We start from the raw sequence: 13,089 nt of genomic DNA on the forward strand, positions 1-13,089 counted from the left end.
CGGGTCTGGCCGCGGCTGCGGATACGTCCCGGCTTGGGATCGCGCGCAAGTCGCTTATATAGGGCAGCGACGCCGCGCCCGCCGGGCGCGCAGGATTTCCGAAAGGCCAGAATGAGCAGCATCAACCAGATCGCCTGGGACGATACCGTCCTGCCGTTCCAGCTCGACCGTTCGGGGGTGCGGGGCCGGGTGGCCCGGCTCGACGGGGTGCTGGACCATGTGCTGACCCGCCACGACTATCCGCCGCAGGTGGCGGCGCTGGTGGCCGAGGTCGCGCTGCTGACCGCGCTGATCGGCCCGACCATCAAGCTGCGCTGGAAACTGTCGATCCAGGTGCGGGGCAATGGCGCGATCCGCACGCTGGCCGCCGACTACTACGCCCCCACGGGCGAGGGCGAGCCCGCGCGCATCCGCGGCTGGGCCAGCTTCGACGCCGAGCGGCTGGACGGCCGCCCGCCCTTTGAACAGATCGGCGAGGGGTATTTCGCCATCCTGATCGACCAGGGCGCGGGCAATCTGCCCTATCAGGGGATCACGCCGCTGGCCGGGGGCTCGCTTTCGGCCTGCGCGGCCAGCTATTTCGCGCAGTCCGAGCAGCTGCCCTCGACCTTCACGCTGGCTTATGGGGAAAGCCGGATGGCGGGGGATGTATCGACGCAGTGGCGTGCGGGCGGGGTGATGCTGCAGACGCTGCCGGCGCAGCCGATGCCGGCGGGCGAGGGCGGCTCGGGCGAGGGCGGGCTGATCGAGGCCGCCGACATCCTGCAGGGCGCGGAATCCGAGGACTGGAACCGCGCCAACCACCTGCTGGCCACCGTCGAGCCGATGGAGCTGATCGGCCCCACCGTCGCGCCCACCGATCTGCTGGTGCGGCTGTTCCACGAGGAAACCCCGCGCGTCTTCGACCCGCAACGGGTCGAATTCGGATGTTCCTGCTCCGCCGACCGGGTGCGCGGCACGCTGTCGATCTATTCGGCCAAGGACATCGCCCACATGACCACCGACGCCGGCACCGTCACCGCCGACTGCCAGTTCTGCGGCGCGCATTACGAATTCGACCCGGCCTCGCTGGGGTTCGAGGCGACGGTGGACGCCGACGGCAACCCCCTGCCCGCGATGCAGGAGGAGGGGCGGGATTGATGTCGCCGCCTGCCAGTCCGCCCGCTTTCCGGCCGCCGGCGGTCCGCGACAGGCTGCTGACGGCGCTGTCCACGGCGGCCTCGTCGGCGGTGGGGCCGACCTCGGATTTCGATACCGACTGGCCGATCCCCGCGGATCTGGGCGAGCGCCCGGCGGGGGTGCTGGCGGCGTTCCATGACGACGGGCGGCTGGTGCTGACCAAGCGCGCCAGCGGCCTGCGCCACCACCCCGGCCAGATCGCGCTGCCCGGCGGCAAGGTCGATCCCGGCGACGCCGATGTGGTCGCCGCCGCCCTGCGCGAGGCGCGGGAAGAGGTCGGGCTGGACCCGGCGCAGGTCGAGGTGCTGGGTGTGCTGTCCCCCCACCGCACCGTCACCGGATTCGCCATGTTCCCGGTGCTGGCGATGATCCGCGGCCCCTTCACCCCCATCCCCGAGGCGGGCGAGGTCGACGAGGTGTTCACCGTTCCCTTCGACCACGTTGCCGACCCCGCGCGCTATCGGCTGGAACGGCGGCAGTGGCGGGGCGACTGGCGCTCCTACCACGTCGCCGCCTATGGCCCGCATTACATCTGGGGCGCGACGGCGCGGGTGCTGCTGGCGCTGGCGCGAAGGCTGCGGGCATGACGACTGCGGGCGCGACCCCGGCTGGCACGACGCTGCCCGAGGCGATCACCGGCGATCCGGCGCTGCGCCGGGTGCTGGCGGCGCTGGCGCCCGCGCGGGCGCTGATCGTCGGCGGCGCCGTGCGCAACGCGCTGCTGGGCGAGCCGGTCAGCGACATCGACATCGCCACCGATGCCCGCCCCGAACTGGTGATGGAACGCGCCGCCGCCGCCGGGCTGAAGCCGGTGCCGACCGGCATCGACCACGGCACCGTCACGGTGGTGGCGGACGGCCGCGGCTTCGAGGTCACCAGCTTTCGCCGCGATGTGGCGACCGATGGCCGCCGTGCCGAAGTGGCGTTTTCCGACCGGCTCGAGGACGACGCCTCGCGCCGCGACTTCACCATCAACGCGCTTTACGCTGATGCCGAGGGCGAGGTGATCGACCCCGTGGGCGGGCTCGCCGATCTGGCCGCGCGCCGGCTGCGCTTTGTCGGCGACCCCGACCAGCGCATCGCCGAGGATTACCTGCGCATCCTGCGCTTCTTCCGCTTCCACGCCTGGTATGGGCGCAAGGGCGGCGCCGACCCGGCGGCGCTGGCCGCCTGCGCCCGCCACGCGGCGGGTCTGGCAAGGATCTCGCGCGAGCGGATCGGGGCCGAGATGCGCAAGCTGCTGTCGGCACCGGATCCGGTCGAGGCGGTGGCACTGATGCAGGCGGCCGGGGTGCTGGCGCAGCTGCTGCCGGGGGCGGACGCCGCGAGGCTTTCCGCGTTGGAGGCGGTGGCGCTTGACGGCGCCGCCGGACCGGGGCGCTGCCCTCGGGCCGCTGCCGCGGCCTTCCTCCCTGAAAACAGTCCACCGGACTGTTTTCCTGGCGCTCGGAAGCCCCGGGATATTTCCGGACAGAAGATGGACTGGCAGCTGCGGCTGGCGGCGCTGGGGGCAGAGGACGCGGCCGGCGCCCTGCGGCTGTCGCGGGCCGAGGCGCGGGTGCAGGAAGAATTGCACTCGACCCTGCCGCTGGATGAGGCCGCCTATCGGCTGGGCGAGGCGCGGGCGGTGCAACTGGCGCTGCTGCGCGCGTCGCGCGGCGAGGGCTTGCCCGCGGACTGGCGCGAGCGCATCGGTTTTGCCGCGGCGCAGGTGCTGCCGATCTCGGCCGCCGATCTTGCGGGGCGGTTGTCGGGGCCGGCGCTGGGGCGCGGGCTCAAGGCTGCCGAGGTGGCGTGGATCGGCTCGGGGTTCCGGCTGCCCGCCGCGGCGCTGGTGGATGTGGCCTTGCAGGCAGGAGACGGGACATGAAGCTGCACGCCACCTTTGAGCGGCTGATCGACGCCTTCCGTCCCGCCGACGGCCCGCCGCCGCGCACGCTGCTGGCGTTCTTTCGCTGGGCGCTGTCGGGGGCCTGGCCGGGGCTGGGGGTGGCGGCGCTGGCCTCGGCGCTGTCGGGGGCGGCCGAGGTCGCCTCGGCTATGCTGCTGGGGCTGGTCGTCGATTCGGTGGCGCAGGCGGGCGGGGCGCTGGGCGCCCGGCATTTCTGGATCATGGCCGCCTTTGCCGGGTTCTTCCTGGTGGTGCGCCCGGCGATCATGGGGTTTTCCTCTGCGACCTCGAACGTGATCATCGGGCCGAACGTGCTGCCGCTGGTGCTGTCGCGGCTGCATCGCTGGACGATGGGCCATTCGGTCACCTTCTTTGACAACGACTTTGCCGGACGCATCGCGCAAAAGCAGATGCAGACCGCTCGCGCGGTGACCGACGTGGCCAGCGAGATGGTCAACACCGCCACCTTTGCGCTGTCGGCGGTGCTGGGCTCGGCGATCTATCTGGTGTCGGTGGACAGCTGGGGCGCGCTGCTGCTGGTGGTGTGGCTGCTGGCCTATCTGGCGCTGATCCGGTTCTTCCTGCCGCGGGTGCGGGCGCAGTCCAAGGGGCGGGCCAGCGCGCGGGCGATGATCACCGGGCAGGTCGTCGACACCATCACCAACATCAAGACCGTCAAGCTGTTCGCCAGCGCCGACTATGAGGATCAGGTGGCGCTGGGCGCGATGGAGACGTTCCGCGACCGCGCCATCGACTTTGGCCGGCTGAACACTTGGTTCCGCCTGTCGCTGACCGTGGTGGCGGGGTTCCTGCCGGTGCTGCTGGTCGGCGGCACGGTGCTGATGTGGCGGCAGGGGCTGGCGACGCCGGGCGACGTCGCGGCCTCGGGCGCCATTGCCATGCGGCTGGCGCAGATGACCGGCTGGGTCAGCATGGCGCTGATGGGGATCTGGGGTTCGATCGGCGAGGTCGAGGACGGGATGCAGACCCTGTCGCCCCCGCATACGCTGGTCGATGCCCCCGATGCCGTCGGGCTGGACCGGCTGCGTGGGGATGTGGTCTACGATCACGTCAGCTTTGCCTATGGCCGCGGCTCTGGCGGGATCGACGATCTGTCGCTGCATGTCGCGCCGGGCGAGCGGATCGGCATCGTCGGCGCCTCGGGGGCGGGGAAATCGACGCTGGTATCGCTGCTGCTGCGGCTGCATGACGTGGAAAGTGGCGCGGTGCGGGTGGACGGCGCCGATGTGCGCGAGGTCACCCAGGAATCCCTGCGCCGCAACATCGCCATGGTCACCCAGGAAACCGCGATGTTCAACCGCTCGGCCCGCGACAACATCCTGTACGGCCGCCCCGGCGCCACCGAGGACGAGATGATCGCCGCCGCCCGCGCGGCCGAGGCGCATGACTTCATCCTGCGGTTGCAGGATTCGGCCGGACGCCAGGGCTATGACGCGCATCTGGGCGAACGCGGGGTCAAGCTCTCGGGCGGGCAGCGGCAGCGGATCGCGCTGGCCCGCGCCTTCCTCAAGGATGCGCCGATCCTGGTGCTGGACGAGGCGACCAGCGCGCTGGACAGCGAGGTCGAGGCGCAGGTGCAGGATTCGCTGGCCCGCGTCATGCGCGGCAAGACCGTGCTGGCCATCGCCCACCGCCTGTCCACCATCGCCGAGATGGACCGGATCGTGGTGATGGACGAGGGCCGCATCGCCGAGCAGGGCACGCACGAGGAATTGCTGGCGCTGGGCGGGCTTTACGCGCGCTATTGGAACCGGCAGTCGGGCGGGTTCCTGGGGACCGAGCCGGACGAGGATGCTGCTGCGGCCGAGGCGGACAGCCGGGCCGCCGAATGACCCGCTGGCGGATCGAGCGGCTGGGAAGGCGCGGCGATGGCGTCGCGGTCGCGGTCGCGGGGGAGGCGCGGGCGCTGGCGCCGCTGACCCTGCCCGGCGAAGAGATCGAGGGCGAGGCCGAGGACGGCCGCATCGCGGCGCCGCGGACCGTGGCGCCCTCGGCCCAGCGGGTGGCGGCGGCCTGTCCACATTACCGCGCCTGCGGCGGCTGCGCGCTGATGCACGGCAGCAACGATTTCGTGGCGAGCTGGAAGGTTGGGGTGGTTCAGGCTGCGCTGGCGGCGCAGGGGATCGCGGCGCCGGTCGCGCTGGCCCATGTCTCGCCCCCGCGCTCGCGCCGGCGGGCGGTGCTGTCGGGACGGCGCACGAAAAAGGGCGCTCTGCTGGGGTTTCACCGGCGTTTTTCGGATGTGGTGGTCGATCTGGCCGACTGCATGGTGCTGCGGCCGGCGATAATCGCGGCGCTGCCGGATCTGCGGCGGCTGGTGGTGATGGGCGGCTCGCGCTCGGCCGAGCTGGCGCTGACGGTGACCGAGACGCTGGCTGGGCTGGACGTGGCGGTCCAGGGCGGCAAACCCATGGAGCCGGGGCTGTTTGCGCAGCTGGCGGCGCTCGCGCGCGAGGCCGGCTGGGCGCGGCTGGTCTGGGGGGATGAACCGTTGCTGCTGCGCCCGCCCGAGGTCCAGTTCGGCCGGGCAAGGGTGGTGCTGCCGCCGGGCGGGTTCCTGCAGGCGACCGCCGAGGGCGAGGCGGCGCTGCTGGCCGCGGTGCGCGCCATCGTCGGCGATGCGGCGCGAATCGCCGACCTGTTCGCCGGGGCGGGCACGTTCACCCTGCCACTGGCCGAGCGGGCCGAGGTCCATGCGGTCGAGGGGCTGGCCGCGCCGCTGTCTGCGCTGGATGCGGGCTGGCGCGCGGCGCCGGGGCTGCGGCGGGTGACGACCGAGACCCGCGATCTTGCCCGCCGCCCGCTGCTGCCCGACGAACTGGCCCGGTTCGACGCGGTGGTGATCGACCCGCCGCGGACCGGGGCGGCGGCGCAGGCGGCAGCACTGGCCGAATCCTTGGTGCCGCTGGTCGCCTGGGTCAGCTGCGACCCGGTGACATTCGCCCGCGACGCGCGGCGGATGATCGAGGGCGGCTATGCGATCGGCCCGGTGGGGGTGGTGGACCAGTTCCGCTGGTCGCCGCATGTCGAGCTGACTGCGGCCTTCATGCGACAGCGCCCGTCGAGATAGTGAAAATTGCGACGAGTTGTCGTTGGCGAAAAACCGCCGGTCGTGGTATTCCCTGAACCAATAACTCGCATAAAGCGAATCTGGGGCAGTGATGAGAACCACACGACGCAGTTTTATTGCGCTGGCGGCGCTTGGCGGGCTGGCGGCCTGTTCCTCCAAGTCGCAGCCGCAGGGCAAGTTCCGCAGCTATGACGGCCCGCCCGTGACGCAGATCACGGTCAAGAAGGGCGAGCGAAAGATGTATCTGCTCAGCGGCAGCAAGGCGATCAAGCAGTACGACATCGGGCTGGGGTTCCAGCCGGTCGGGCACAAGCAGCGCGAGGGCGATGGCCGCACCCCCGAGGGGGTCTATTTCATCGACCGCCAGAACCCCAACAGCCAGTATCACCTGTCGCTGGGGGTTTCCTATCCGCAGCAGGACGACCGCGACCGCGCCATGCTGCTGGGCCAGCCGCCGGGCGGCGACATCATGATTCACGGCCGTGGCCCCTGGGGGCGCCAGCAAAAGGCGCGCGACTGGACCGCCGGCTGCATCGCCGTGAACGACGACGAGATCGAAGAGATCTTCTCGATGGTGCGGGTCGGGGTCCCGATCGTGATCTATCCGTGACCATCCTGCCCGGGGTGCCGCCGCGGTGCGGCCGGCCCCGGGGGTGCCCAAGTTGGGTATTTGGACCAGAAAGAAGCCCTGCGGCGGGGGCGCGCCGCAGGCTCTGCTTGGCGCGGGGCGCCTAAAAAAACCTTGCCACAGCGGCAGTTCGGCTGATACCAAAGTCGTGGAAATCGGGAGACGCTGGCGCAGGCCAGGGCCGAAGGAGCAACCGCCCCGGTAAACTCTCAGGCAAAAAGACCGTTTCCGCATAGAACTCTGAAGAGCGGCCGTCCGGCCCGCCGAAGGGATAACGATCTCAGGCGCCCCGCGGTCCTTGACCGGGGCAGGGACAGAGGGGGCATCGACACGCGGCCGCTGGCCGCCAAGGGGGATGCCATGACCGAGCTGCGCCGGACGCCGCTTTACGACCTGCATATCGAACTGGGCGCCCGCATGGTGCCCTATGCCGGCTGGGAAATGCCGGTGCAGTATCCGCTGGGCGTTCTGGGCGAGCACCAGCACACCCGCGCCGCCGCCGGGCTGTTCGACGTCAGTCACATGGGCCAGCTGATCCTGCGCGGCCCCGGCGTGGCCGAGGCGCTGGAGCGGCTGGTGCCCGCCGATATCGTGGGCCTCGCCCCCGGGCGGCAGCGTTACGGACTGTTCACCAACGACCGCGGCGGGATCATCGACGACCTGATGATCGCCAACAAGGGCGACCACCTGTTGCTGGTGGTGAACGCGGCCTGCGCCGACAAGGACATCGCGCATCTGGCCGCCCACGGGTTGCACCCCGAGGTGGTTGGCGACCGCGCGCTGCTGGCCCTGCAGGGGCCGGCGGCGGAATCGGCGCTGGCCTCGCTGGTGGCGGGGGTGGCCGAGATGCGCTTCATGGACGTGGCGGATCTGGAATGGGACGGGGCGCGGCTGTGGGTCAGCCGCTCGGGCTATACCGGCGAGGACGGGTTCGAGATCAGCCTGCGCGAGGATCGCGCCGTCGATTTCGCCCGCGCGCTGCTGGCCTTGGACGAGGTGGCGCCGGTGGGGCTGGGGGCGCGCGATTCGCTGCGGCTCGAGGCCGGGCTGCCGCTTTACGGCAACGACATGGGCGAGGATGTGACGCCGGCGCAGGCGGGGGTGAGCTTTGCCATCCCCAAGGCCCGCCGGGCGGGCGGGGTGCGGGCGGGCGGGTTCCCCGGCGCCGATGTGATCCTGCCGGAGCTGGGCGCGGCCGCCCATTCCCGCCGCGGGGTGATGCCCGAGGGCCGCGCCCCCATCCGCGAGGGGGTGGCGATCTTTGCCGGGGCCGAGGGCGGCGAGCCCCTGGGCCATGTCACCTCGGGCGGCTTCGGCCCCTCGGTCGGCGGGCCGGTCGCGATGGCGACGCTGCCCTCCGGGATCCCCGACGGCGCCGTGCTTTACGCCGAGCTGCGCGGCAAGCGGCAGAAGCTGCGTGTCGTGCCCATGCCCTTCGTCAAGACCACCTACAAACGCTGATCCAACCCGAGGCGAGACATGCTGAAATACACCGAAGACCACGAATGGCTGCGCGCCGAGGGCGACGAGATCGTCGTCGGCATCACCCCCCATGCCAGCGAGCAGCTGGGCGACGTGGTGTTCATCGAGCTGCCCGAGGTCGGGCGCGAGGTCGAGGCGGGCGAAGAGATCGTGGTGATCGAATCGGTCAAGGCCGCATCCGACATCGCGGCCCCGATCGCCGGGGTGATCACCGCGGTCAACGACGCGCTGGCCGATGCGCCGGGCGAGGTGAACGAGGACGCGCTGGCCGCCTGGTTCTTCCGTATCAAGCCGGCCGATGGCGTGACGCTGGACGGCTTCATGGACGAGGCCGCCTATCAGGCGCTGATCGGCTGAGCGGGCCGCCGGACCGGGCGCTGCCGTCGCCTGGTTCGCTGGGAACAGTCCACCGGACCGTTCGGCGGGAAAACAGCCTCGTGGACTGTTTTCCGATCCGCCTGCTATTCCGGGCGCTCACCAGCCCCGGGAGATTTCGGCAAGGAAGAAGGGGCGGGCGCGACCAGGTGCCCGTCGTGATCGAACCGGCCGCTGGCCTGTCTGCGCGAGTGAAACATGAGCCGCTGGAACCCCACCTCTTACGACCCCGACGATTTCGCCAACCGCCGCCACATCGGCCCCTCGCCCGCCGAGATGGCCGAGATGCTGAAGGTGGTGGGGGCCGACAGCCTCGACCAGCTGATCGAGCAGACGGTGCCCGGCTCGATCCGGCAGCAGGCGCGGCTGGACTGGCCGGCGCTGTCGGAGCGCGAGTTGCTGGCACTGATGCGCGAGGTGGCCGCGCAGAACAAGGTGATGACCAGCCTGATCGGGCAGGGGTATTACGGCACCGTCACGCCGCCCGCGATCCAGCGCAACATTCTGGAAAACCCGGCCTGGTACACGGCCTACACCCCCTATCAGCCGGAAATCGCGCAAGGCCGGCTCGAGGCGCTGCTGAACTACCAGACCATGGTCGCGGATCTGACCGGGCTGCCGGTGGCCAATGCCAGCCTGCTGGACGAAGCCACCGCGGCGGCCGAGGCGATGGCGATGGCGCAGCGGGTCGCGAAATCCAAGGCGCGTGCGTTCTTCGTCAGCGAGCATCTGCACCCGCAGACCATCAGCGTGATCGAGACCCGCGCCGCGCCCTTGGGGATTCAGATCATCCGCGGCCAGCCCGGCGACTGCGACCCCTCTGCGGTGTTCGGCGCGATCTTCCAGTATCCCGGCACCTTCGGCCATGTCCGCGACCTGACCGCCGATTGCGCGGCGCTGCATGATGCAGGCGCGGTGGCGGTGGTGGCGACCGACCTGCTGGCGCTGTGCCTGCTGAAGGAACCGGGCGCGATGGGGGCGGATATCTGCGTGGGCTCGGCCCAGCGGTTCGGGGTGCCGATGGGCTATGGCGGTCCGCACGCCGGCTTCATGTCCTGCCGCGACGAGATGAAGCGGGCGATGCCCGGGCGGATCGTGGGCGTGTCCATCGATTCGGCGGGCCGGCAGGCCTATCGGCTGGCGCTGCAGACGCGCGAGCAGCATATCCGCCGCGAGAAGGCGACCTCGAACGTCTGCACGGCGCAGGCGCTGCTGGCGGTGATGGCGTCCTTCTATGCGGTGTTCCACGGGCCTGTGGGGCTGCGGGCCATCGCGCAGCGGGTGCATCTGAACGCGGTCACGCTGGCCCATGCGCTGCGCGAGGCGGGGGCCGAGGTTGCGCCCGAGGCGTTCTTCGACACCATCACCGTGCGCGTGGGGGTGGGGCAGGCTGGCATCCTTGCCGCCGCCGAGCAGCGCGGGATCAACCTGCGCCGCGTCGGCCGCGACCGCGTGGGAATCAGCGTCGACGAGACCACCGACGCGGGGGTGATCGCGCTTGTGCTGGATGCGTTCGGGATCTCGGACCCGGCCACGCCCGCCACTGCGCCCGCGATTCCCGATGAGCTGCTGCGGGACAGCGATTTCCTGACCCATCCGGTGTTCCAGATGAACCGGGCGGAATCCGAGATGATGCGCTATATGCGCCGCCTGTCCGACCGCGACCTGGCGCTGGACCGGGCGATGATCCCGCTCGGCTCCTGCACGATGAAGCTGAATGCGGCGGCCGAGATGATGCCGCTGACCTGGCCCGAGTTCGGCGCGCTGCATCCCTTTGCGCCCGAATCGCAGGCGGCGGGCTATCACCGCATGTTCGCCGACCTGACCGCGAAACTGTGCGAGATCACCGGCTATGACGCGTTTTCCCTGCAACCTAACAGCGGCGCGCAGGGCGAATATGCCGGGCTGCTGACCATCGCCGCCTATCACAAGGCCCGCGGCGAGGACCGCGACATCTGCCTGATCCCGACCAGCGCCCATGGCACCAACCCGGCCAGCGCGCAGATGGCGGGGATGAAGGTGGTGGTGGTGAAATCCGCCCCGAACGGCGACATCGACCTTGAGGATTTCACCGACAAGGCGGCCAAGGCCGGCGAGCGGCTGGCGGCGGTGATGATCACCTACCCCTCGACCCATGGGGTGTTCGAGGACACGGTGCGCGAGGTCTGCCGCATCACCCATGACCATGGCGGGCAGGTCTATATCGACGGCGCCAACATGAACGCGCTGGTCGGGCTGGTGAAGCCGGGCGAGATCGGCGGCGACGTCAGCCACCTGAACCTGCACAAGACCTTTGCGATTCCGCACGGCGGCGGCGGGCCCGGCATGGGGCCGATCGGGGTCAAGGCGCATCTGGCGCCCTATCTGCCGGCGGACCCGCGGCTGGGTGAGGGCGCGGTGTCGGCGGCGCCTTGGGGCTCTGCCTCGATCCTGCTGATTTCATGGGCGTATATCCTGATGATGGGCGGGGCCGGGCTGACCCAGGCGACGCGGGTGGCGATTCTCAACGCCAACTATATCGCCAGCCGGTTAAGCAATGCTTACCCGATCCTGTTCATGGGCAATCGCGGCCGGGTCGCGCATGAATGCATCGTGGACACGCGGGTGTTCGCGGACCATGGCGTCACCGTCGATGATATTGCCAAGCGCCTGATCGACAACGGCTTTCACGCCCCCACGATGAGCTGGCCCGTGCCCGGCACGCTGATGGTCGAGCCCACCGAATCGGAAACCAAGGCCGAGCTGGACCGCTTCATCACCGCGATGCTGGCGATTCGCGACGAGATCGCCGAGGTCGCCGACGGCCGCATCACCGCCGAGGACAGCCCACTGCGCCATGCCCCGCACACGGTCGAGGATCTGGTCGCCGACTGGGACCGCGCCTATTCGCGCGAACAGGGCTGTTTCCCGCCCGGGGCGTTCCGGGTGGACAAATACTGGCCCCCGGTCGGGCGGGTGGACAATGCCTATGGCGACCGCAACCTGATCTGCACCTGCCCGCCGGTCGAGGCCTATGCAGAGGGTGCCGAGTGATCCCCGCGGAACCGCCGGTCCGGTCCCGCGTTGCGCCTGAGTGACATGGGAAAACAAAAGGATAGCGGACATGAAGGGGATCATCGCCTGGCTTCTCGGCGTTCCGATCGTCGTGATCATTCTTCTTTACCTGGTCGGTATTTTCTGAGGGTAATTTGAAACTCACCTGCCTGAGCTGCGGTCAGATGAACCGCCTGCCCGAAGAGCGGCTGGCCGCCGGGCCGAAATGCGGGGTCTGCGGTGCGCCGCTGATCCCGGAAAAACCGGTTTCCGTCGACTTTCAGACGCTGGAAAAGGCGGCGAAATCCGATGAGTTGCCGCTGCTGGTGGATTACTGGGCGCCGTGGTGCGGCCCCTGCCGGATGATGGCGCCCGAGTTCGAAAAGGCCGCCGGCCTGCTCAAGGGCCAGGCGCGGCTGGCCAAGATCGACACCGAACGCAACCCGGATGCTACGGTACGCTGGAACATCCGCGGCATCCCCGCCTTCATCCTGTTTCGCGAGGGGCGAGAGCGCGCCCGCCTGTCCGGCGCCGGCCCCGCGGGCCAGTTGGTCGAGTGGGTGCGCCAGCAGGGCTGACCACCGTCCCGGCGCGAGGATATCGCCGTTCCGGCGATGCCTCCGGCGGGGATATTTGGGGCACCAAAGACGGGCCGGAGTCGCACACTGTCCGCGCGGGCACGCGTTCCCGCGGACAGTGGCGTCTTCGGTGGCGGTCATCGGCGTCCCCGCCTGTACCGCCCTTCCTCTCTAGCAGCGATTCCTTGACGTCCGGTTAACGGCGGGGCGTCTTTGGTGGGGAAATATCCTCGGGGGTGGGGGGCGGAAAGCCCCCGCATCGCGACGAAAGACAGGCGCTTGACATGGGCACCGGCTTGCGCCACATAGCGCGCCTGTGGGGCCGTAGCTCAGTTGGTAGAGCGCATCGTTCGCAATGATGAGGTCAGGGGTTCGATTCCCCTCGGCTCCACCAGATCGCAAGATTTCGGATGGTTTCGGCTCGGTGTTACCGGGCCGTTTTTGCGTATGTATCACCACTGCAACAGTCAGAATGATAAATTGCGCAATATATTTAATATCCTACTCAAGCAGCAGTTGTAAAGCCATCCTCCAGTTGCCTAGTCTTGTTCCAGAGCTTGAATGAATCGGAGACGCTGATGGCTGCCTTGCTGGCCAGTATCCCCGTCGGAATCCTGTCCGCCCTCGTCGCCTGGCTTCTGGGGGCGGGGTGGTTCTGGGTGCTGGTGGCATATGGGCTGGGCGGCGCCGTGGCCTGTCTGGGCGTCGCGACACTCAGTTGGTTCCTGCGATCCCGGCCGGTGCCGGCGGGCGGCCCAAGCGTGGGAAAGCAAAGCCCGCAGCTGGCCCGGGCGTCTATGGCCGGGCGGAAGCCGTTCCGGGAACACTAGGC

Annotated in this window: 10 protein-coding genes, 1 tRNA gene and 1 riboswitch; all 11 genes read left to right on the forward strand. The window is 69.8% G+C overall.

Features of this window, described 5'->3' with window-relative positions:
• Nucleotides 1–111 precede the first annotated feature (111 nt).
• The 11 genes from RSP45_RS13630 (at nt 112) to RSP45_RS13680 (ending at nt 12,651) form a co-directional block, all read left to right on the forward strand.
• Nucleotides 112–1,140 (forward strand): Hsp33 family molecular chaperone HslO, encoded by a 1,029-nt coding sequence (locus tag RSP45_RS13630; protein WP_415392339.1) that lies wholly within the window; start codon nt 112–114, stop codon nt 1,138–1,140.
• Entirely contained in the window at nt 1,140–1,766 is a 627-nt protein-coding gene (locus tag RSP45_RS13635; RefSeq protein ID WP_415394073.1) for an NUDIX hydrolase, read from the forward strand. Before RSP45_RS13630 ends, RSP45_RS13635 begins: the two co-directional genes overlap by 1 nt.
• Nucleotides 1,763–3,049 (forward strand): CCA tRNA nucleotidyltransferase, encoded by a 1,287-nt coding sequence (locus RSP45_RS13640; protein WP_415392340.1) that lies wholly within the window; start codon nt 1,763–1,765, stop codon nt 3,047–3,049. The genes RSP45_RS13635 and RSP45_RS13640 overlap by 4 nt, the downstream gene beginning before the upstream one ends.
• Nucleotides 3,046–4,923: an ABC transporter ATP-binding protein gene (locus tag RSP45_RS13645; protein WP_415392341.1), complete on the forward strand. Its 1,878-nt coding sequence runs from the start codon at nt 3,046–3,048 to the stop codon at nt 4,921–4,923. Before RSP45_RS13640 ends, RSP45_RS13645 begins: the two co-directional genes overlap by 4 nt.
• Nucleotides 4,920–6,161: a class I SAM-dependent RNA methyltransferase gene (locus RSP45_RS13650; protein ID WP_415392342.1), complete on the forward strand. Its 1,242-nt coding sequence runs from the start codon at nt 4,920–4,922 to the stop codon at nt 6,159–6,161. Before RSP45_RS13645 ends, RSP45_RS13650 begins: the two co-directional genes overlap by 4 nt.
• Before the next feature lie 91 nt (nt 6,162–6,252).
• Nucleotides 6,253–6,771 carry a L,D-transpeptidase family protein gene (locus RSP45_RS13655; protein ID WP_073066884.1) on the forward strand — a complete coding sequence of 173 codons (519 nt, stop codon included), beginning with the start codon at nt 6,253–6,255 and terminating at the stop codon, nt 6,769–6,771.
• A gap of 164 nt (nt 6,772–6,935) precedes the next feature.
• Nucleotides 6,936–7,024, forward strand: a riboswitch (glycine riboswitch).
• Nucleotides 7,025–7,149: 125 nt separating this feature from the next.
• On the forward strand, nt 7,150–8,250 hold the full coding sequence (gene gcvT, locus RSP45_RS13660; protein WP_415392343.1) for a glycine cleavage system aminomethyltransferase GcvT: 1,101 nt from the start codon (nt 7,150–7,152) through the stop codon (nt 8,248–8,250).
• Nucleotides 8,251–8,268: 18 nt separating this feature from the next.
• On the forward strand, nt 8,269–8,628 hold the full coding sequence (gene gcvH / locus RSP45_RS13665) for a glycine cleavage system protein GcvH (RefSeq protein ID WP_415392344.1): 360 nt from the start codon (nt 8,269–8,271) through the stop codon (nt 8,626–8,628).
• 216 nt (nt 8,629–8,844) lie between these two features.
• Nucleotides 8,845–11,679, forward strand: a complete 2,835-nt coding sequence (gene gcvP, locus RSP45_RS13670) for an aminomethyl-transferring glycine dehydrogenase (protein ID WP_415392345.1) — start codon at nt 8,845–8,847, stop codon at nt 11,677–11,679.
• 185 nt (nt 11,680–11,864) lie between these two features.
• Nucleotides 11,865–12,257, forward strand: coding sequence for a thioredoxin family protein (locus tag RSP45_RS13675; RefSeq protein WP_415392346.1), 393 nt, complete (start codon nt 11,865–11,867; stop codon nt 12,255–12,257).
• A gap of 318 nt (nt 12,258–12,575) precedes the next feature.
• Nucleotides 12,576–12,651, forward strand: a tRNA-Ala gene (locus tag RSP45_RS13680).
• Nucleotides 12,652–13,089 lie beyond the last annotated feature (438 nt).

The sequence above is a fragment of the Paracoccus sp. SJTW-4 genome (assembly GCF_047716885.1).
Taxonomy (GTDB): Bacteria; Pseudomonadota; Alphaproteobacteria; order Rhodobacterales; family Rhodobacteraceae; genus Paracoccus; species Paracoccus solventivorans.

Excerpts from the sequence above, each read along its gene's own strand:
- RSP45_RS13675 (WP_415392346.1), top strand. The coding sequence starts at position 11,865 with ATGAACCGCCTGCCCGAAGAGCGGCTGGCCGCCGGGCCGAAATGCGGG.
- RSP45_RS13640 (WP_415392340.1), top strand. The coding sequence starts at position 1,763 with ATGACGACTGCGGGCGCGACCCCGGCTGGCACGACGCTGCCCGAGGCG.
- RSP45_RS13635 (WP_415394073.1), top strand. The coding sequence starts at position 1,140 with ATGTCGCCGCCTGCCAGTCCGCCCGCTTTCCGGCCGCCGGCGGTCCGC.
- RSP45_RS13630 (WP_415392339.1), top strand. The coding sequence starts at position 112 with ATGAGCAGCATCAACCAGATCGCCTGGGACGATACCGTCCTGCCGTTC.
- RSP45_RS13645 (WP_415392341.1), top strand. The coding sequence starts at position 3,046 with ATGAAGCTGCACGCCACCTTTGAGCGGCTGATCGACGCCTTCCGTCCC.
- RSP45_RS13650 (WP_415392342.1), top strand. The coding sequence starts at position 4,920 with ATGACCCGCTGGCGGATCGAGCGGCTGGGAAGGCGCGGCGATGGCGTC.
- RSP45_RS13655 (WP_073066884.1), top strand. The coding sequence starts at position 6,253 with ATGAGAACCACACGACGCAGTTTTATTGCGCTGGCGGCGCTTGGCGGG.
- gcvH (WP_415392344.1), top strand. The coding sequence starts at position 8,269 with ATGCTGAAATACACCGAAGACCACGAATGGCTGCGCGCCGAGGGCGAC.
- gcvT (WP_415392343.1), top strand. The coding sequence starts at position 7,150 with ATGACCGAGCTGCGCCGGACGCCGCTTTACGACCTGCATATCGAACTG.
- gcvP (WP_415392345.1), top strand. The coding sequence starts at position 8,845 with ATGAGCCGCTGGAACCCCACCTCTTACGACCCCGACGATTTCGCCAAC.